This window comes from Nocardioides sp. CCNWLW239 (assembly GCF_037137035.1).
Lineage (GTDB): Bacteria > Actinomycetota > Actinomycetes > Propionibacteriales > Nocardioidaceae > Nocardioides.
On the sequence record NZ_JBBBNW010000003.1, the window covers coordinates 335,662 to 352,408 of the forward strand.

A 16,747-nucleotide genomic window follows, 5' to 3' on the forward strand; every position below is an offset into this window, starting at 1 on the left:
CTGGCCTACCCGGGCCGTCCGAGTCACGCCGGGATGGTGGGTCCGGCTGACGCCGGCGCGGCTGACCGGTATCCTCCTGCGCGTTCTCGGGTGAGTGTTCGACTATTTGCCCGGGACATCGATCACCGGTAACCGGTAGTGTTACTTGGATCACATGACGAGGCGCCGCCTCGTGGACCCCCACATGGCCTGCGTGGCACGCCTCCGTGAATCAGATGACGATGGGGTTCGCGCAGGGGGACGAGCAGATCGGGCTCCTCTCGGCGATCTCGACGAGCCTCGGTTTCGAGCCGGTGGCCTGGCTGCGGATCTCCGACTACAACCTCAACGACCTGCTCCTGATCGTGATCATGATCTGGTTGCAGGCGGGGTTCGCGATGGTGCTGCTCTCCTCGGCGATCAAGGGTGTGCCCGACGACACCGTGGAGGCCGCGCGCATCGACGGGGCCAGCGAGGTCCAGATCTTCTTCAGGGTCGTCGTGCCACAGATCTGGCCGACGGTGATCGTGGTCTTCGTGACCATCCTCATCCTGGTCCTGAAGGTCTTCGACATCGTCTACGTCATGGCCGGAGGCCGCTCGGGCACCTCGGTGCTGGCCAACACCTTCTTCGTGGAGCTCTTCGAGTTCGGCGACGCGGGCCGGGCGGCGGCGGTCGTGGTCGTCCTGATGGTCGCCGTGATCCCGGTGATGATCTACCAGATGCGCCAGTTCAAGAAGCAGGAGGCCCGCTGATGAAGAGCCTCAACCTGGGCAGCGTCGCTGTCCGCGTCGGCATCGTCCTGCTGTGCGTGCTCTGGTTCATCCCGACCCTCGGCCTGCTGGTCTCGTCGTTCCGCGATGAGGCCGACGTGAAGTCGAGCGGCTGGTGGACGGTCTTCACCGACCCGTTCAACGTGTCTCAGTGGACCTTCGACAGCTACTCCCAGGTCCTCGAGAGCGGGATGGCCAACGCCTTCGTGAACTCGCTCGTGGTCTCCATCCCGGCAACGGTGCTGCCGATCATGATCGCTGCGTTTGCTGCGTACGCGTTCACGTTCATGCGGTTCCCGGGACGCAACGTGCTGTTCATGGTGATCGTCGGTCTGCTGGTCGTGCCGTTGCAGGTGGCGTTCGTGCCGCTGCTCAGCCTGTTCAGCGACTACGAGCTCAACGGCACCTTCCTGGCGGTGTGGCTGGCGCACACCGCGTTCGGGATGCCGCTGGCGGTCTACATCCTGCGCAACTACATGGCCGGCCTGCCGCACGAGATCATCGAGTCGGCCGAGATCGACGGAGCCTCTCACTTCCAGACCTTCTGGAGGCTGATCGTGCCGATGTCGGTGCCTGCGCTGGCCGCGTTCGCGATCTTCCAGTTCCTCTGGGTCTGGAACGACCTCCTCGTCGCGCTCATCTTCCTCGGGGCGGGCGACAACGAGGTGGTCACGATCACCCTGCGTGACCTGATCGGCGACCGCGGCCAGGAGTGGCACCTGCTCACCGCGGGTGCGTTCATCACGATGACGGTGCCGCTGCTGGTGTTCTTCTCGTTGCAGCGCTACTTCGTCCGTGGGCTCACCGCCGGGTCCGTGAAGGGCTGAACGAGCCGGGTTCGGTGGTACGCAACGGGCGCCATGTCGATGACATGGCGCCCGTTCACGTATGCCGCGGCCTGCCGGGGATAGGGTCTGTGACGTGTCCGAGACTTCCGCGTACGCCCCCAAGTGGGCGGGGACCGAGCAGGTCTCTCTTCCCGAGACGGTGCGCTCGCCGTGGTGGCAGCTCGGGCGCCGGCTGCTGGCGGCGCTGGCGATCATGGTCGGGACCGTTCTGCTGGTCTACTTCGACCGTGACGCGTACGCCGACAACAACGACCCGACCGGCCAGGTCAACCTGGTCGACGCGATCTACTACACGACCGTCACGCTGAGCACGACGGGCTACGGCGACATCGCGCCGGTCGCAGAGCATGCCCGGATGATCAACGCGTTCATCATCACGCCGGCTCGCATCGCGTTCCTGGTGCTGCTGATCGGCACCACCCTCGAGGTCCTCACCAAGCAGGGCCGTGACCTCATCCGAGTCGCTCGCTGGAGGAAGAACATGTCCCAGCACATCGTCGTCGTGGGCTATGGCACCAAGGGCCGCAGTGCGGTGGAGACGCTGCTCAGCAGCGGTCTGAGGCCCGAGGAGTTCGTGGTCGTCGACCCTGACCCGGTGGCCCGCTCCGATGCCCACTCCGACGGGCTGGCGGTCGTCACCGGTGACGCCACCCGGCGTGAGGTGCTGATGCGGGCCGGCGTCAAGGACGCCGAGCAGGTCATCATCACCACCAACCGTGACGACTCCAACGTGCTCACGATCCTGACCGTGCGCCAGATCAACCCCGAGGCGTGGATCGTCGCCGCGGCCCGGGAGCGCGAGAACGCGCCGTTGATGAAGCAGTCCGGTGCGGACTCGGTGATCACCTCCGCCGACGCGGTCGGCCGGTTGATGGGCCTGTCCACGATCTCGCCGACGCTGGGCACCGTCATGGAGGATCTGCTCAACTCCGGCACCGGGCTCGAGGTCGGCGAGCGCGACCTGCTGGTCAACGAGGTCGGCAAGCAGCCTCAGCAGCTGGCCGACCAGGTGATCGCGGTCGTACGCGACGAGAAGGTCTTCCGCTACTTCGATCCGGTCGTCGGCACGCTGTCGCGAGGGGACCGGCTGATCGTCGTGCGAGCGGCGCGCGAGCTGCCCTGGGCGCCGCGTCCGGGGACGCACGGTGAGGACACGGCAGACGCCGCTGACGCTGGGGCGAAATAGAAGTCAGCCGCTGGCGTCTCGGGTCACCAGCGGCTGACATGGAAAACATTAGCCGACGTCTCGGCGAGCATCAAAGAGTTGATCTGCACTTTTATGAAGATGGCCCAGATGGGCTATGCGGAGTAGTCCGAGACGGTGAGGCGTGGCGGTTTCCGGGCGCTGCGCCGAGCCTGGGATGATGTACGCATGACCGAGGCGCCCCACAGCCCCGGGTCTGCCGACGAGCAGCCGGGCCTGTCCGAGAACGAGAAGCGACTGCTCGACTTCGAGCGCTCCTGGTGGTCGGCCGGCACCGGCCGCGACGAGGCCGTCCGCGAGCAGTTGGGGATGACTGCGGCCGACTATCACCGCGCGGTCAACGACCTGATCGACAAGCCCGAGGCGCTCGCCTACGACGGCGTCCTGGTGCGTCGGCTGCGGCGCCAGCGCGACGCGCGGCGCACCCAGCGCTCGAGAAGCCCGCGGCCATAGTCTTGTCGGGCCAGCCCCGGTAGTCCGGCGGGATCATTTGCAGCCCTGTGCAATGCAGGTGCTTGCACATTCACATTTCTGTCGGCTAATGTTCTTCCTGTCAGCCGCTGGTGACCCGAGACGCCAGCGGCTGACTTCTATTTTGCCGAGACGTCAGCCCCGCCGGCCGAGACGTCAGCGGCGTCGATCGAGACGGCACTCTGCTGCCAGGTCGGCCGACGGCAGTGACGCCTCGGCCGACGTACCCGACGCCTCGGCAGGGGTTGGTCAGTCGCGGGCGGTGAGGATGAGCGGGCCGTCGTCCGTGATCGCGACGGTGTGCTCCATGTGGGCGCCGCGGGAGCCGTCGGCGCTGCGCAGGGTCCAGCCGTCGGGATCGGTGAAGATCTCGTCGGTGGTGTGCAGGAACCACGGCTCGATCGCGATGACGAGGCCGGGCTGCAGCTTGAAGCCGCGGCCGGGGCGGCCGTCGTTGGCGATGTGCGGGTCGCCGTGCATGGTGCGGCCGACGCCGTGGCCGCCGAACTGGGTGTTGATCTTGAGGCCCTTGGCGCGGGCCACGCTGGCGATCGCGTGGGAGATGTCGCCGACCTTGTTGCCGACGCGGGCGGCGTCGATGCCCGCGGCGAGCGCCTCGGTGGTGGTCTCGATCAGGTCGAGGTCCTCCTGGCGGGGCGTACCGACCACGACGGAGAGGGCCGAGTCGGAGACCCAGCCGTCGACGCTGGCGGCGAAGTCGACGCTGAGCAGGTCGCCGTCCTGCAGCGTGTAGTCGAAGGGCAGGCCGTGCAGCACCGCGTCGTTGACCGAGGTGCAGAGCACCTTGCCGAACGGGCTGGCACCGAAGCTCGGGTGGTAGTCGATGTAGCACGACTCCGCGCCGCGGTCCTTGATCATCTTGTGCGCCAGCTCATCGAGCTCGAGCAGGTTCACACCCACGGCGGCGTGCTCGCGGAGTGCGGTCAGGACATCGGCCACGAATCGGCCGGCGGGCTTCATCTGCTCGATCTGGGTCGGCGTGCGCAGTTCGATCACAGGCACAGACTATCCTGAGAACCGTTCTCAGTTGAATTCTCCGGAGCCCATCACGTCGGGCTCGGCTTCAGCAGATTTCACCGCTTCGGGCTCCGCTTCAGCAACGGGCATCGCGCAACGCGGCCGCCTTCGAGGTCAGGAACCGACGCTCGGCGAGGTTGGTGGCCCGCGCCGAGGCGAGATCGTACGCAGCGGCCGCGCCGTCCAGGTCCCCGGCGAGCTCGAGCAGATGAGCGCGAACCGCGGGGACGCGGGGATGGTCGGCGAATCCGCTGTCCCCGTTCTCGGCGCAGTCGCGCAGGAGCCCGTCGAGCAGCGCGAGCGCGGGGCCCGGCCCGTCGGCGTAGCCCACCGCGACGGCCTTGTTGAGCGTCACGATCGGACTGGGTGCGACCTTCTCCAGCAATCCGTAGAGCGCGGTGATCTGCAGCCAGTCGGTCTCCTCCGCCGAGGTCGCGCGGTTGTGCAGCGCGGCGATGGCGGCCTGGATCTGGTAGGTCCCCGGCCGACCGGTGCCGATGACTGCATCGATCAGGGCGATGCCCTCGCGGCTGCGCTCGGACCGCCACAGGCTCCGGTCCTGGTCGGCCAGCGGCACCACCGCGCCGTGCGCGTCGACCCGGGCCGGGCGGCGGGCGTCGAGCATCAGCATGAGTGCCAGGAGCCCGCCGAGCTCGCCGTGGTCGCTCCCCGTCATCCGGGCGAGCGCAGTGCGGGCGAGCCGGGTCAGCCGGATCGCCTCGGCACACAGATCGACCCGCTGCAGGTGGTCGCCTTCGGTGGCGACGTACCCCTCGTTGAAGAGCAGGTAGAGCACCTTCAACATCGCCGGGATGCGCGCGGCGAGGTCGGCGGTGCCGTCGATCCCGAGCGACCGGCCCTTGATCGTGGCCTTCGCCCGGGAGATCCGCTGCGCCATCGTCTTCTCCGGGACGAGGTAGGCGTGCGCGATCTCCCGAGTGGTGAGCCCGCCGACCGCACGCAGGGTCAGTGCCACCGCCGAGGCCGGGGTGAGGCTGGGATGGCAGCAGAGCAGGAGTACGTCCAGGGAGTCGTCGATCGCTGACGTCTCCTGTCCTTCGGGCTCGGCGAGGTGGTCGGCACGCTCGCGCTCGCGTCGGCGCGACTCGCTGCGCTTGGCGTCGACGAGGCGGCGCATCGCGGTGGTGACCAGCCAGCCACGAGGCTGCTCCGGAACGCCTCGTTCCGGCCAGGTGCGTACGGCCTCGATCAACGCCTCCTGGACGGCGTCCTCGGCGGCGTCGAAGTCACCGGAGCGGCGGGTGACGACGGCGACGACCTGCGGGGTGAGGTCCCGCAGGAGGTCAGCCGGCAGAGCCTCGGTCACTCGATGCTCGCCTCGCCGAAGGCGATGGTGTCGTCGAGCGAGGAGTTGTCGGTGCCGTGGTACATCCGGCGCACCTGGATCGGCTGCTCGATCGGCCGCCCGCCCGGCCCCGGCGCGGCGGAGTAGAGGCCGGCGATCTCCAGTGCGCGCTCCTGGGTCTCGGCGTCGATGATCATGTAGCCGGCGACCCACTCCTTGAACTCCTGGAACGGACCGTCGGTGACGGTCTTGTCGGTGCCGTCGGAGGTCACCACGAACGCCTGGTCCGGCGGGGTCAGTGCCTCGACGTGCACCAGCTCGCCCGACTCGGTCAGGGCCTTGTTGAGCGCTTCGTAATAGCTCATGTGGCCCTGCACCTCCTCCGGCTTCCACCCGGCCATCCCGCCGGGAGTCTCGTCGGTGCCACCCTGGTAGTCGAGGATCATCAGATAGCGAGGCATGTCCTCACCCTTCCACTTCGGGCGCTGCTGGTCAGCGCCATTCACCGGGGGAACGGAGCCGGCCGCCCGATAACTACATGCTTCGCCCTACGACTTCGGCGTAGGTTTCTCGCCGTGCTGAAAGCCTATGACGAACAGCTGCGAACCGATGCCGAGACCTCCGGGGCGGTGTCGGTGACCCGGCACGGGCCGCTGCGCCTCGCGACCTTCGGCGGCGGACGAGGATTCATCTCCTATCAGGACCTCGACGGGGCCGACGCGGCCGGCGTCGAGGAGCTGGTCGCCGCGGCGGTCGCGCACTTCGACGCCGACCCGGCGATCGAGGAGGTCGAGTGGAAGACCCGCGGCCACGACCGCGCCCCGGGGCTGCACGACACGCTGCTGCGGCACGGTTTCACGCCTGATGAGCCGGAGTCGATCATGGTCGGCGAGGCCGCGCTCCTGGCCGTCGACGTGCCCCTGCCGGACGGGATCGGCCTGCGCACCATCACCAGCGAGCAGGACGTACGTGCCGCCAGCATCGTGCAGGACGGCATCTTCGGCTCGCCGCCCTCGGAGGCCCGGGTCGAGAGCCAGCTGCGTGGGATAGCGGCGGGGGAGAGCGAGATGTGGGTCGCCGAGGCAGACGGCGAGATCATCAGCGCCGGCCGGATCGACATGGTGCAGGGCACGGAATTCGCCGGCATCTGGGGCGGAGCGACGCTGGAGAAGTGGCGCGGGCGCGGCATCTACCGCGCCCTGACCGCCGCACGCGCCCGCACCGCCATCGCCCGGGGCAAGCGCTACATCCACAGCGACTCCACCGAGTTCTCCCGGCCGATCCTGGAGCGCTCGGGGCTGGTGAAGGTCGGCACCACCACGCCCTACGTTCGGCGCAGCCCTCGGTGATCAGGGCGCGACCGACGCGTCCTGCCCGGAGGTAGCCAGCGACTCGGCGATCCGCCCGCTCGTCTTCAGGTCCTCGACCAGCTCGTGCAGAAAGCTCACGGTGGCCGGGCGATGGTCGCGCGCGACCGCCACGGCCTGACGGATCTCCATGAACCGCGGCTCGACCAGTCGCAGACCGGGGTCGGCGGCTATATGCCGGGCGAGGGGCTGCCGGATCCCGGCAGCGACCTCGAGCCCGAGCTCGCGGAAGGCGTCGATCCCGTCGGTGCCGCGTACGACCTCGGCGTTCTGCAGCGTGCGGGTCAGGAAGAGGTCGTAGGCCGAGCCTTCCTTCACGCCGACCCGGACGCCGGGGCGATCGACGTCGTCGGCGGTCCGGATCGGGGAGTCGGCGGCGACGGCATAGACGCCCTCGATCAGGACGTACGGCGCGGTGAACTCGACCTCGGCGGCCCGGGCGGGATCGACCGCGAGGAAGGCGACGTCGGCGGCCCCGGTGCGCAGCGCCTCGAAGGACTTGCGGGCGGCGTCGAAGCACTGGAAGGACACCGGTACGCCGAGCCGGCTCGCCAGCTCCCGGGCGATGTCCACGGTGACCCCGCTCGGCGCCTCGGGCGTGCCCTGGGCGAGGACGGGGTTGCCGAGGTTGATCGAGGCGCGCAGGGCTCCGGTCGGCGCCAGGTCGGCGGCGAGCTGGATCGGGTCAGTCATCAGGGTCCTTCGGCAGGAGGGTACGGATCGGACTACCGGCCAGCCAGGCGGCGATGTCCTCGACGGCGCCGCCGTAGAAGCGGTGGTAGTTGTCCTCGGTGACGTAGCCGAGGTGCGGGGTCGCGATCACGTTCGGCAGGTGACGCAGCACGTCGTCGGCGGGCAGCGGTTCGATGTCGAAGACGTCCAGACCGGCGCCGGCGATCGTGCCGGACCCGAGGTGAGCGATGAGCGCCTCGGTGTCGACCAGCCCGGCGCGCGAGGTGTTGACCAGGTGGGCGGTCGGCTTCATCGAGGCCAGGTCGGCGTGTCCGACGATGTGTCGTGTGGTCTCTGACAGCACGAGATGGAGCGAGACGATGTCGCTGGTCTCGAACAGGGTGGCCTTGTCGACCGCGCGCACCCCGAGCGGCTCGGCGCGCTCGGCGGTGAGGTGAGGGCTCCACGCCATCACCTCCATCCCGAACGCCTGCCCGACGGCAGCGACCCGGGCCCCGATCTTGCCGAGACCGAGCAGGCCGAGCGTGTGGCCGTGCAGGTCGCTCCCGACGGTCCGCTGCCAGCCGTGGCTGGTCGCCTCGGTGACGACGTGGCGGGTCAGCGCGTGGATCAGCGCCCAGGTCAGCTCGACCGGTGGGTGCGGGCTCGACGGCGTGCCGCACACGGTGACCCCGAGCCGGCCTGCCGCGGCGAGATCGATCGACGCGTTGCGCATCCCGGTCGTGACCAGCAGCTTCAGGGCAGGAAGCCGCTCCAGGACGGAGGCTGGGAACGGCGTACGCTCCCGCATCGCCACCACGATCTCGGCACCGTCGAGCGCCCGGACCAGCGCGTCCGGCCCGAGGTGCTCGGTCAGCGAGGTCACCTCGACCCCGTCGAGAGAGTCCCATGCGGCGTACGTCCTCGCCACGTCCTGATAGTCGTCGAGAATCACGCAGCGCACGAGCAGAGCGTACGAGGTCGGTCAGTAGCGGTTCAGCAGGTGATCGGGCACGAGGTCGAGGAAGGTGGTCAGGTCTGCCAGGCGTGGTTCGAGGTCCTCCGCTCGCGCGGGTCCGTCCACGACCACGACCAGCCAGGTTCCGTCGAACTGGTAGCGGGCCGGGTTGCGGAGGAGGTGGTCGCGCATCTCGTTGTGGAGGACCTCCGTGGAGAACGACGTGCGGGTCGTCTCCACGGCATACGCGCGCTCGAAGGTGTCGCTGCGGCGCTCCGGCCGCAGATGCAGCCACGGGTGGAGGTGCCCGAGATCGAATCCGACCAGATGGAGAGACTCCGAGCGATAGCGGTAGAGGCCCTGGACCAGGAGCTCCCGCTCGAACGACCTGTGCTCGTAGGAGAGGAACGGCAGGCCGGCGTGGGTGCCGGTGACTACGTTGACCGCCCGCGGCTCGGGGGTGATCGCCGAGTCCACCGCCGTCGGCATCAGCTGGAATCTCGTCGGCAAGCTCTCGTCCCTGCTCGCATAGGTCCAGCCGCGGCTCGCGCACAGGGCCACGTAGGTGGCGTCGGGGCCGGAGTCTCGGGTCAGCCTGCGCATCCTGACTCCGGTCACGGTTGCGACCACGGCGGCATAGAGGGCGTACGCAAGCACGGCCGCGGCCAGGACGTGGACGAGTCCGATGTCGTCGGGCATGGGGAAGAGTGTGCCGAAGCCTCGGCCGGAGCGGGGCCGGAGTGTGCGATCTGCTGAGGGCAGATCTGCCCACGGCAGATTCGCTGGAATCCGGCGTACGCCTGGATCAGGCTCGACAGCATGACCCAGACACCCATCACGGCCGGGCCGCTCGACGAGCAGCTCACGGCGCGCCTGCAGAACCAGAGGATCATCGTGCTCGGCCAGGAGGTGGACGACGCGATCGCGAACCGGATCTGCGCGCAGCTGCTCCTGCTCAGCGCCGAGGACCCGCACCGCGACATCTCTCTCTACATCAACTCACCAGGCGGCTCGGTGACCGCCGGGATGGCGATCTACGACGTGATGCACCTGATCCCCAACGACGTCTCCACGCTCGGGATGGGGATGGCGGCCAGCATGGGGCAGTTCCTGCTCACCGCCGGTACGCCGGGCAAGCGCTACGTGCTGCCGCACACCGAGGTGCTGCTGCACAAGGGGTCCGCGGGGATCGGTGGCTCGGCGGCCGACATCGAGGTGCAGGCCGCGCGGCTGGCGCGGATGACCCAGCAGATGCTCGAGATCACCGCCGCCCACACCGGCCAGAGCGTCGCGCAGATCGACCAGGACTCGCTGCGCGACCGGTGGTTCACCGCCGAGGAGGCGCGCGAGTACGGGTTCGTGGACGAGGTGCTCAGCGACGTGCAGTCGGTGACGCCGGTGCAGCAGCGCAGTGCGGCCTTCGGTCTCACCGCGGCTGGGGGTGCCCGATGAGCTCCTACACGATTCCCTCGGTCATCGAGAAGACCCCACGTGGCGAGCGGGCGCTCGACGTCTACAGCCGCCTGCTGTCGGACCGGATCGTCTATCTCGGTACGCCGATCGACGACGGGGTCGCCAACGTGGTCATCGCGCAGCTGATCCACCTGGAGTCGGACGCGCCCGACCGGCAGATCGAGCTCTATCTCAACTCACCCGGCGGTGACCCCACCGCGATGCTGGGCATCTACGACACGATGCAGTTCTTGCGTTCTCCGGTGGCGACCACCTGCGTCGGCCAGGCGGCGGGCTCGGCGGCCGTGCTGCTTGCGGCGGGGGAGCCGGGGCGACGAATGGTCCTCCCGCACGCACGGGTCGTGCTGCAGCAGCCGGGCCAGGACGGTCAGCGGGGCGATGTCACCGACCTGCAGGTCGCGGCGAAGGAGATCGGCCGGGTGCGAGCCGAGATGGACACGCTGCTGGCGCGCCACACCGGCCATGGCACGGACCAGATCCACGCCGACACCGAGCGCGACCTCGTCCTCGGTGCCGAGGAGGCGGTGGCGTACGGGCTGGTGGACGCGGTGCTGGAGAGCCGCAAGCTCGCCGCGGTGTGAGCTGGGTGTCTCGGCAGGGTCAGGCGGCGAGAGCCATCGGGCCGGACGGGCGGGCGCCCGCGCGCAGCGTGCGGGTGACCCGCTCGGTGAGGTCGACGAGGCCGAGGCCCAGCGCACCACCGACCGCCTCGAGCACCTCGGAGCTGGGCTCCTTGCGTCCGCGCTCGATCTCGGAGAGATATTGCGTCGAGACACCTGCGTCGCCTGCGACGTCGGCGAGCGTACGCTCCTGGCGGGATCGCTCCTCGCGGATCACCTGGCCGGCGGCCTCACGCCACAGCGGCGCCGGCTTGTCGCGGTCCGGCAACGGATGGCCGGGGAACCTGATCACTTCGCCCATGTCCACACCTTAGCGCTCCGGGGGAGGGCGAGGTGGCGCGTTCGCGCGGGGCGAACGCACGTCCCACCTGGGGTTATATCGGTCGAACGATAGATGACGAGGACTTGCCAGCAGGCCCCGACACTCCGATAGTGGTCGCACAGTTTCGATCTTTGTAGGTCTACTGTGCACGACCAGAGAACTTGTCGAGTCGTTGGTATCACGGGGGAATCGTGTTGCATCGCAAGCAGATCGCCTTGGCCGGAATGGCAACAGGACTGGCCATGACGAGCATCGGGATCGGTGGGTTGATCGTCGGCAACGCCGGCGCCGAGGAGCCAGGACACAGCTTTGCCACGGACGAGGCCGGGGTCACCCTGATCTCGCCGGTGTCGCCGGTGGGGCCGCTGGAGAAGTCGTCCTCGACGCCGTCGCAGACCGGGCCGACCAGCCAGGCCCCGGGAAGCGAAGCCCCTGAGACAAGTGACGCGGCCGACCCGGTCCCGGCGAGCCCGCGCTCGATCGAGGAGTCCGTGCCGGGTTCGAGCACCCCGGTTCCGGCACGTCCCACGCAGGTTCCGTGGGACCCGACGCCGTCCGACCGGCCGAGCGACCCGAGCGGGTCCCCGAGCGAGCCCACCAAGTCGCCGACCCCTACCGAGTCGCCGACCCAGTCGCCGAGCGAGCCCACCGAGTCGCCGAGCGAGCCGACGGAGACGCCGAGCGAGTCGGACTCCGGCGAGCCGACCCCGTCCGATCCCGCAAACTGACTGATCCGGCCCGGTCCGGGCTCTCGACTGTCGCCCCGATGCCCCGGGGAGGGTAACGCTCGCGCCGTGTCTGCCCTACGCTGTGCGCCTCATCCAGCGCAGGGCAGGCATCGGGAGTCGAGTTGCAGAGCAAGCAGGTCGCCGTGGCAGGCATCTTGACCGGCGGGGTGGTCGCCGGTCTCGGCGTGGTCGTCTTCGTCGCTGGTCTGGCGGGGGCCGAGCGCCCTGATCGTGATCCGGTGATCGGGTATGAGGACGTCGACAACTCCTATCCCGATGTGGATCAGTTGCCGCCGCTGCCCGCCTCGACGCTGTCCGGCCGGCCGTCCGCGCGCCCGGGCGGGGTCGGAGGGGGCCGTGACGGTGCGACGTACGAGCCGGCGGAGCCCACCCCGACAGCGGCCGAGGACTCGGGCGGCCGGACTGCGCCGCGCGAGCCGCTCGAGCCCGGTGGGAAGACCGATGCTCCGACGCCCGTCTCGACCCCCACGCGTACGCCTGACCCTGAGCCGACCGCGGAGCCGACCGAACCCGTCGAGCAGTCCACGGAGCCGACGCCGACGGAAACCGCGACCCCGAGCGCGGACCCGCAGTAGGTCGCCCGGACCGGTGGCTAGCCGGTTCGGGCGAACGTCACCACCCGCGCTCTCGCCACTCGGCCAGATGAGGGCGCTCGGCGCCGAGCGTGGAGTCGTCGCCGTGGCCGGGGTAGAACCAGGTGTCGTCGGGCAGGGTGGCGAAGACGCGCTCCTCGACGTCGTCGAGCAGCTGCGCGAAACGTACGGGATCCTGCTGGGTGTTCCCCACGCCGCCTGGGAAGAGACTGTCCCCCGTCCACAGGTGAGGTGTGCCTTCGGGGTCTCGGTAGACGAGCGCGACCGATCCCGGCGTGTGACCGCGCAGCGCGATGACCTCGAGGGTGCAGTCACCGACGGCGACGGTGTCGCCGTGCGAGAGCGTGCGGGAGATGGGTACGCCGGTGGCTTCCGTGATCGCGGACGCGTCGGGTTCGCCGGCGAGCGTGGCGGCGCCTGTGGCCTCGACGACGTCCGCCAGGGCTCGGTGGTGGTCCCAGTGCTGGTGGGTGGTGACGACTGTGGCCAGCTCGTCGCCGACGAGGGGGAGCAGGGTCTCGGGTTCGGCGGCGGCGTCGATGAGGAGCTGGTCGCCGGTGGATCGACAGCGCAGCAGATAGCAGTTGTTGGACATCTGCGGGTCGACGGCCACCTTGGTGACGGTCAGCCCGCCGAGCTCGCGTACGTCGGCCGGGCCGCCCGGTTTCACGGCGCCTGTATAAGTGGAGGGGACATCGCTCATGCCCCCATGCAAGCACGTCCGACGTCGGCACAAGCAAAATTGTCGGTGCTCCGTGAGAGGGTTCGATCTGGAGTCTTCTTGGCGTCGTATGATGCGAACATCTGTTCGACGCGGTAGCGCGATGCGATAGCACTGAACGAGGAAAGAACGTGGCGGAGCAGCAACTGATCATCCGGGGAGCCCGGGAGCACAACCTCAAGGACGTCTCCCTTGACCTGCCCAGGGACTCGATGATCGTGTTCACCGGCCTGTCCGGGAGCGGCAAGTCGAGCCTCGCGTTCGACACCATCTTCGCGGAGGGCCAGCGTCGCTACGTCGAATCTCTGTCGGCGTACGCGCGACAGTTCCTCGGCCAGATGGACAAGCCCGACGTCGACTTCATCGAGGGGCTCTCCCCGGCGGTCTCGATCGACCAGAAGTCGACCTCGAAGAACCCGCGCTCGACGGTCGGCACCATCACCGAGGTCTACGACTACCTGCGACTGCTCTACGCCCGCGCCGGGCGCCCACACTGCCCGACCTGTGGCGCGCCGATCGAGCGGCAGACGCCGCAGCAGATCGTCGACCATGTGCTCACCCTCGAGGAGGGGCGCCGTTTCCAGGTGCTCTCGCCGGTGATCCGGGCGCGCAAGGGGGAATACGTCGAGCTCTTCAGCCAGCTCCAGCAGCAGGGCTACTCGCGCGTCCGGGTCGATGGCGAGACCCACCAGCTCGACGCGCCGCCCAAGCTCGAGAAGCAGAAGAAGCACACCATCGAGGTGGTCATCGACCGGCTCGCCGTCAAGGAGTCCGCCAAGCGGCGCCTGACCGACTCGGTCGAGACCGCCCTGGAGCTGGCCGGCGGCCTGGTCGTCTTCGACTTCGTCGACACGGGCGAGCAGATGAAGTTCTCCGAGCGGATGTCGTGCCCCAACGACCACCTGCTCGACACCGACGAGCTCGAGCCGCGGTCGTTCTCCTTCAACTCGCCCTTCGGGGCGTGCCCGGCCTGCACCGGCCTCGGCACCCGGATGGAGGTCGACCCGGAGCTGGTCGTCCCCAACCCGGGCGCCACGCTGGCCGAGGGTGCTCTGCAGCCCTGGTCGCAGGCCCACGTCGCCGAATACTTCCTCCGCCTCCTCGAGGCGCTCGGGGGTGAGCTCGGCTTCGACCTCGACACCCCGTGGGACGAGATCCCGGCCGCCGGACAGAAGGCGATCCTCGACGGTCACGGTCACAAGGTGCATGTGGTCTCGGTCAACCGCTACGGCCGACGCCGCTCCTACGACGCGGAGTTCGAGGGTGTGCGCCGCTGGGTCGAGCGCCGCCACAAGGAGGCGGAGTCCGACACCACCCGGGAGCGCTTCGAGGGCTACATGCGCCAGGTTCCGTGCCCGACCTGCAAGGGCACCCGGCTCAAGCCGGTCTCGACCTCGGTGACGCTGGGGGAGCGCAGCGAGGGCGGGCTCAACATCGCCGAGCTCTGCGCGCTGCCGATCAACGAGGCCGCCGAGTGGCTCGACCGGGTCGAGCTCAGCGGCCGAGAGCGGCAGATCGCCGAGCAGGTGCTCAAGGAGATCCAGGCGCGGCTGCGCTTCCTCCTCGACGTGGGGCTGGACTACCTGTCGCTCGAGCGGCCCTCGGGATCGCTCTCCGGCGGCGAGGCTCAGCGGATCCGCTTGGCGACCCAGATCGGGTCCGGTCTGGTCGGCGTCCTCTACGTCCTGGACGAGCCCTCGATCGGCCTGCACCAGCGTGACAACCACCGGCTGATCGAGACTCTCGAGCGGCTCAAGCGGCTCGGCAACACCCTCATCGTCGTCGAGCACGACGAGGACACCATCAAGGTCGCCGACTGGGTCGTCGACATCGGCCCCGGTGCCGGTGAGCACGGTGGCCAGGTGATCCACTCCGGCACGGTCGAGGAGCTGCTCGCCAACGAGCACTCGGTGACTGGTCAGTATCTGGCCGGCCGCCGTGAGATCGCCGTCCCGGCCGTCCGCCGCCCGCGCACCGCCGGACGGGAGCTGACCGTCCACGGAGCCCGGGAGAACAACCTCAAGGACATCGACGTCACCTTCCCGCTGGGGCTCTTCCTCGCGGTCACCGGCGTCTCGGGCTCGGGCAAGTCGACGCTCGTCAACGACATCCTCTACACCGCGCTGGCCAAGGAGTTCTACCGCGCCCGCACGGTCCCGGGCCGGCACACCAAGATCTCCGGCCTGGACAACGTCGACAAGGTGATCCACGTCGACCAGTCCCCGATCGGCCGCACCCCGCGGTCCAACCCGGCCACCTACACCGGCGTCTTCGACCACATCCGCAAGCTCTTCGCCTCCACCCCGGAGGCCAAGATGCGGGGCTATCTGCAGGGCCGGTTCTCCTTCAACGTCAAGGGCGGCCGCTGCGAGGCCTGCTCGGGTGACGGCACGATCAAGATCGAGATGAACTTCCTGCCGGACGTCTACGTCCCGTGCGAGGTCTGCCACGGCGCGCGCTACAACCGCGAGACGCTCGAGGTGCACTACAAGGGCAAGTCGATCGCCGAGGTGCTCGACATGCCGATCGAGGAGGCCGTCGAGTTCTTCGCGGCCGTGCCCGCGATCGCGCGCCACATGAAGACCCTGGTCGAGGTCGGCCTCGGCTACGTGCGGCTCGGTCAGCCCGCGACCACCCTCTCCGGCGGTGAGGCGCAGCGGGTCAAGCTCTCGGCCGAGCTGCAGAAGCGCTCGACCGGCAAGACGCTCTACGTCCTCGACGAGCCGACCACCGGCCTCCACTTCGAGGACATCCGCAAGCTGATCGGCGTGCTCTCCTCGTTGGTCGACAAGGGAAACACGGTGCTGGTCATCGAGCACAATCTCGACGTCATCAAGACCGCCGACTGGATCATCGACATGGGCCCGGAGGGCGGCAACCGCGGCGGCACGGTGATCGCCGAGGGCACCCCGGAGACCGTCGCCGCCACACCCGGCAGCCACACCGGCAGCTTCCTTGCCCCACTGCTCGACGGCAAGGCCGCCGAGCAGCCCCCGGCGAAGCCGGTGAAGGCGAAGGCCGCCCCGGAGACGAAGGCCACGGCCAAGAAGACCGCGGCGAAGAAGGCAGCGGCCAAGAAGAAGCCGGCGACGCGGAACAAGGTCAGCACGTCCTGACCTGAGAACCAGATTTGCCAGACGGGTCGCGCTCGGCGGGCGACGTGACCCGTCGGCGGGCCTATTCTGGACGCCATGAGCAAATCTCGCATCACCAGGCGGAAGGTCGTCACCGGCACGGCGGTGACCGCGGTCGGCGTACCTCTCCTGGCCGCCTGCGGCAGCGGTGACGGAGACACGGGTTCCGACTCCTCGGGTGACACCGGGTCGGGTGGCAGCGGCCCGCTGGTCGCGACCAGCGACGTACCGGTCGGCGGGGGAGTGATCGTCGCCGACCGCAACCTGGTGGCCACCCAGCCCACCGAAGGCACCTTCAAGGTCTTCTCCGCGGTCTGCACCCATCGCAACTGCGCGGTCACGAAGGTCGCCGGCGGCACCATCGACTGCCCGTGCCACGGCAGCCGGTTCTCGATCGAGGACGGCTCGGTGACGCAGGGCCCGGCGACGACCGGGCTCGAGGAAGTCGACTTCGAGGTCGCCGACGGCGAGATCGTCCCCAGCTGACCCCTCCCTGCCGAAGCGTCAGCTCTGCAGGCC

Annotated in this window: 19 protein-coding genes; 11 read left to right on the forward strand and 8 right to left on the reverse strand. The window is 69.1% G+C overall.

The annotated features are described in order from the left end of the window. Window positions 1-215: 215 nt before the first annotated feature. The 4 genes from WBG06_RS13430 to WBG06_RS13445 all read left to right on the forward strand — a co-directional run bounded on the left by WBG06_RS13430 (window position 216) and on the right by WBG06_RS13445 (window position 3,257). Window positions 216-734, forward strand: a complete 519-nt coding sequence (locus WBG06_RS13430; RefSeq protein WP_336738058.1) for a carbohydrate ABC transporter permease — start codon at window positions 216-218, stop codon at window positions 732-734. Continuing rightward, on the forward strand, window positions 734-1,579 hold the full coding sequence (locus WBG06_RS13435; protein WP_336737294.1) for a carbohydrate ABC transporter permease: 846 nt from the start codon (window positions 734-736) through the stop codon (window positions 1,577-1,579). The genes WBG06_RS13430 and WBG06_RS13435 overlap by 1 nt, the downstream gene beginning before the upstream one ends. Before the next feature lie 94 nt (window positions 1,580-1,673). After that, window positions 1,674-2,786: a potassium channel family protein gene (locus WBG06_RS13440; protein ID WP_336737295.1), complete on the forward strand. Its 1,113-nt coding sequence runs from the start codon at window positions 1,674-1,676 to the stop codon at window positions 2,784-2,786. 186 nt (window positions 2,787-2,972) lie between these two features. Then, window positions 2,973-3,257: a DUF3263 domain-containing protein gene (locus WBG06_RS13445; RefSeq protein ID WP_336737296.1), complete on the forward strand. Its 285-nt coding sequence runs from the start codon at window positions 2,973-2,975 to the stop codon at window positions 3,255-3,257. Window positions 3,258-3,524: 267 nt separating this feature from the next. Here the strand turns inward: WBG06_RS13445 and map are convergent, their stop codons facing one another. The 3 genes from map to WBG06_RS13460 form a co-directional block, all read right to left on the reverse strand. Beyond that, window positions 3,525-4,292: a type I methionyl aminopeptidase gene (gene map, locus WBG06_RS13450; RefSeq protein WP_336738059.1), complete on the reverse strand. Its 768-nt coding sequence runs from the start codon at window positions 4,290-4,292 to the stop codon at window positions 3,525-3,527. Window positions 4,293-4,389: 97 nt separating this feature from the next. Then, window positions 4,390-5,640: an RNA polymerase sigma factor gene (locus WBG06_RS13455; RefSeq protein WP_336737297.1), complete on the reverse strand. Its 1,251-nt coding sequence runs from the start codon at window positions 5,638-5,640 to the stop codon at window positions 4,390-4,392. Next, complete coding sequence (locus tag WBG06_RS13460) at window positions 5,637-6,080, reverse strand: YciI family protein (protein WP_221208837.1); 444 nt, start codon at window positions 6,078-6,080, stop codon at window positions 5,637-5,639. Before WBG06_RS13460 ends, WBG06_RS13455 begins: the two co-directional genes overlap by 4 nt. A gap of 114 nt (window positions 6,081-6,194) precedes the next feature. Between WBG06_RS13460 and WBG06_RS13465 the strand changes: the two genes are divergently transcribed. After that, window positions 6,195-6,968, forward strand: coding sequence for a GNAT family N-acetyltransferase (locus WBG06_RS13465; protein WP_336737298.1), 774 nt, complete (start codon window positions 6,195-6,197; stop codon window positions 6,966-6,968). On the opposite strand, the gene WBG06_RS13470 is transcribed toward WBG06_RS13465, so the two are convergent. The 3 genes from WBG06_RS13470 to WBG06_RS13480 are packed head-to-tail and all read right to left on the reverse strand — an operon-like array spanning window position 6,969 to window position 9,315. Next, window positions 6,969-7,679 (reverse strand): transporter substrate-binding domain-containing protein, encoded by a 711-nt coding sequence (locus WBG06_RS13470; protein WP_336737299.1) that lies wholly within the window; start codon window positions 7,677-7,679, stop codon window positions 6,969-6,971. Continuing rightward, on the reverse strand, window positions 7,672-8,622 hold the full coding sequence (locus WBG06_RS13475) for a D-2-hydroxyacid dehydrogenase family protein (RefSeq protein ID WP_336737300.1): 951 nt from the start codon (window positions 8,620-8,622) through the stop codon (window positions 7,672-7,674). The genes WBG06_RS13470 and WBG06_RS13475 overlap by 8 nt, the downstream gene beginning before the upstream one ends. 21 nt (window positions 8,623-8,643) lie before the next feature. Next, on the reverse strand, window positions 8,644-9,315 hold the full coding sequence (locus WBG06_RS13480) for a hypothetical protein (protein ID WP_336737301.1): 672 nt from the start codon (window positions 9,313-9,315) through the stop codon (window positions 8,644-8,646). A 120-nt stretch (window positions 9,316-9,435) separates the two neighbouring features. On the opposite strand from WBG06_RS13480, the gene WBG06_RS13485 reads away from it, so the two are divergent. Then, complete coding sequence (locus tag WBG06_RS13485) at window positions 9,436-10,068, forward strand: ClpP family protease (protein WP_336737302.1); 633 nt, start codon at window positions 9,436-9,438, stop codon at window positions 10,066-10,068. Then, complete coding sequence (locus WBG06_RS13490; protein ID WP_336737303.1) at window positions 10,065-10,670, forward strand: ClpP family protease; 606 nt, start codon at window positions 10,065-10,067, stop codon at window positions 10,668-10,670. The genes WBG06_RS13485 and WBG06_RS13490 overlap by 4 nt, the downstream gene beginning before the upstream one ends. Window positions 10,671-10,689: 19 nt before the next feature. Here the strand turns inward: WBG06_RS13490 and WBG06_RS13495 are convergent, their stop codons facing one another. After that, the gene (locus tag WBG06_RS13495) at window positions 10,690-11,010 is read right to left on the reverse strand and encodes a helix-turn-helix domain-containing protein (protein ID WP_336737304.1); all 321 of its coding nucleotides are present in this window, start codon (window positions 11,008-11,010) and stop codon (window positions 10,690-10,692) included. A 263-nt stretch (window positions 11,011-11,273) separates the two neighbouring features. On the opposite strand from WBG06_RS13495, the gene WBG06_RS13500 reads away from it, so the two are divergent. Both WBG06_RS13500 and WBG06_RS13505 read left to right on the forward strand, forming a co-directional pair. After that, window positions 11,274-11,759 carry a hypothetical protein gene (locus tag WBG06_RS13500; RefSeq protein WP_336737306.1) on the forward strand — a complete coding sequence of 162 codons (486 nt, stop codon included), beginning with the start codon at window positions 11,274-11,276 and terminating at the stop codon, window positions 11,757-11,759. 143 nt (window positions 11,760-11,902) lie between these two features. Next, entirely contained in the window at window positions 11,903-12,355 is a 453-nt protein-coding gene (locus tag WBG06_RS13505; RefSeq protein WP_336737307.1) for a hypothetical protein, read from the forward strand. A gap of 37 nt (window positions 12,356-12,392) precedes the next feature. Here the strand turns inward: WBG06_RS13505 and WBG06_RS13510 are convergent, their stop codons facing one another. Then, complete coding sequence (locus tag WBG06_RS13510) at window positions 12,393-13,076, reverse strand: MBL fold metallo-hydrolase (protein WP_336737308.1); 684 nt, start codon at window positions 13,074-13,076, stop codon at window positions 12,393-12,395. Between the two features lie 149 nt (window positions 13,077-13,225). On the opposite strand from WBG06_RS13510, the gene uvrA reads away from it, so the two are divergent. Both uvrA and WBG06_RS13520 read left to right on the forward strand, forming a co-directional pair. After that, window positions 13,226-16,210, forward strand: coding sequence for an excinuclease ABC subunit UvrA (gene uvrA / locus WBG06_RS13515; RefSeq protein ID WP_336737309.1), 2,985 nt, complete (start codon window positions 13,226-13,228; stop codon window positions 16,208-16,210). A gap of 75 nt (window positions 16,211-16,285) precedes the next feature. Continuing rightward, complete coding sequence (locus WBG06_RS13520) at window positions 16,286-16,714, forward strand: Rieske (2Fe-2S) protein (protein ID WP_336737311.1); 429 nt, start codon at window positions 16,286-16,288, stop codon at window positions 16,712-16,714. The last annotated feature ends 33 nt before the right edge of the window (window positions 16,715-16,747 follow it).

Bases quoted from the DNA above. Each gene is read 5' to 3' on its own strand.
- WBG06_RS13435 (WP_336737294.1), top strand. From the start codon at position 734: ATGAAGAGCCTCAACCTGGGCAGCGTCGCTGTCCGCGTCGGCATCGTC.
- WBG06_RS13470 (WP_336737299.1), bottom strand. From the start codon at position 7,679: ATGACTGACCCGATCCAGCTCGCCGCCGACCTGGCGCCGACCGGAGCC.
- WBG06_RS13500 (WP_336737306.1), top strand. From the start codon at position 11,274: ATGACGAGCATCGGGATCGGTGGGTTGATCGTCGGCAACGCCGGCGCC.
- WBG06_RS13520 (WP_336737311.1), top strand. From the start codon at position 16,286: ATGAGCAAATCTCGCATCACCAGGCGGAAGGTCGTCACCGGCACGGCG.
- WBG06_RS13485 (WP_336737302.1), top strand. From the start codon at position 9,436: ATGACCCAGACACCCATCACGGCCGGGCCGCTCGACGAGCAGCTCACG.
- WBG06_RS13490 (WP_336737303.1), top strand. From the start codon at position 10,065: ATGAGCTCCTACACGATTCCCTCGGTCATCGAGAAGACCCCACGTGGC.
- WBG06_RS13445 (WP_336737296.1), top strand. From the start codon at position 2,973: ATGACCGAGGCGCCCCACAGCCCCGGGTCTGCCGACGAGCAGCCGGGC.
- WBG06_RS13480 (WP_336737301.1), bottom strand. From the start codon at position 9,315: ATGCCCGACGACATCGGACTCGTCCACGTCCTGGCCGCGGCCGTGCTT.
- WBG06_RS13510 (WP_336737308.1), bottom strand. From the start codon at position 13,076: ATGAGCGATGTCCCCTCCACTTATACAGGCGCCGTGAAACCGGGCGGC.
- WBG06_RS13430 (WP_336738058.1), top strand. From the start codon at position 216: ATGACGATGGGGTTCGCGCAGGGGGACGAGCAGATCGGGCTCCTCTCG.
- WBG06_RS13495 (WP_336737304.1), bottom strand. From the start codon at position 11,010: ATGGGCGAAGTGATCAGGTTCCCCGGCCATCCGTTGCCGGACCGCGAC.
- WBG06_RS13460 (WP_221208837.1), bottom strand. From the start codon at position 6,080: ATGCCTCGCTATCTGATGATCCTCGACTACCAGGGTGGCACCGACGAG.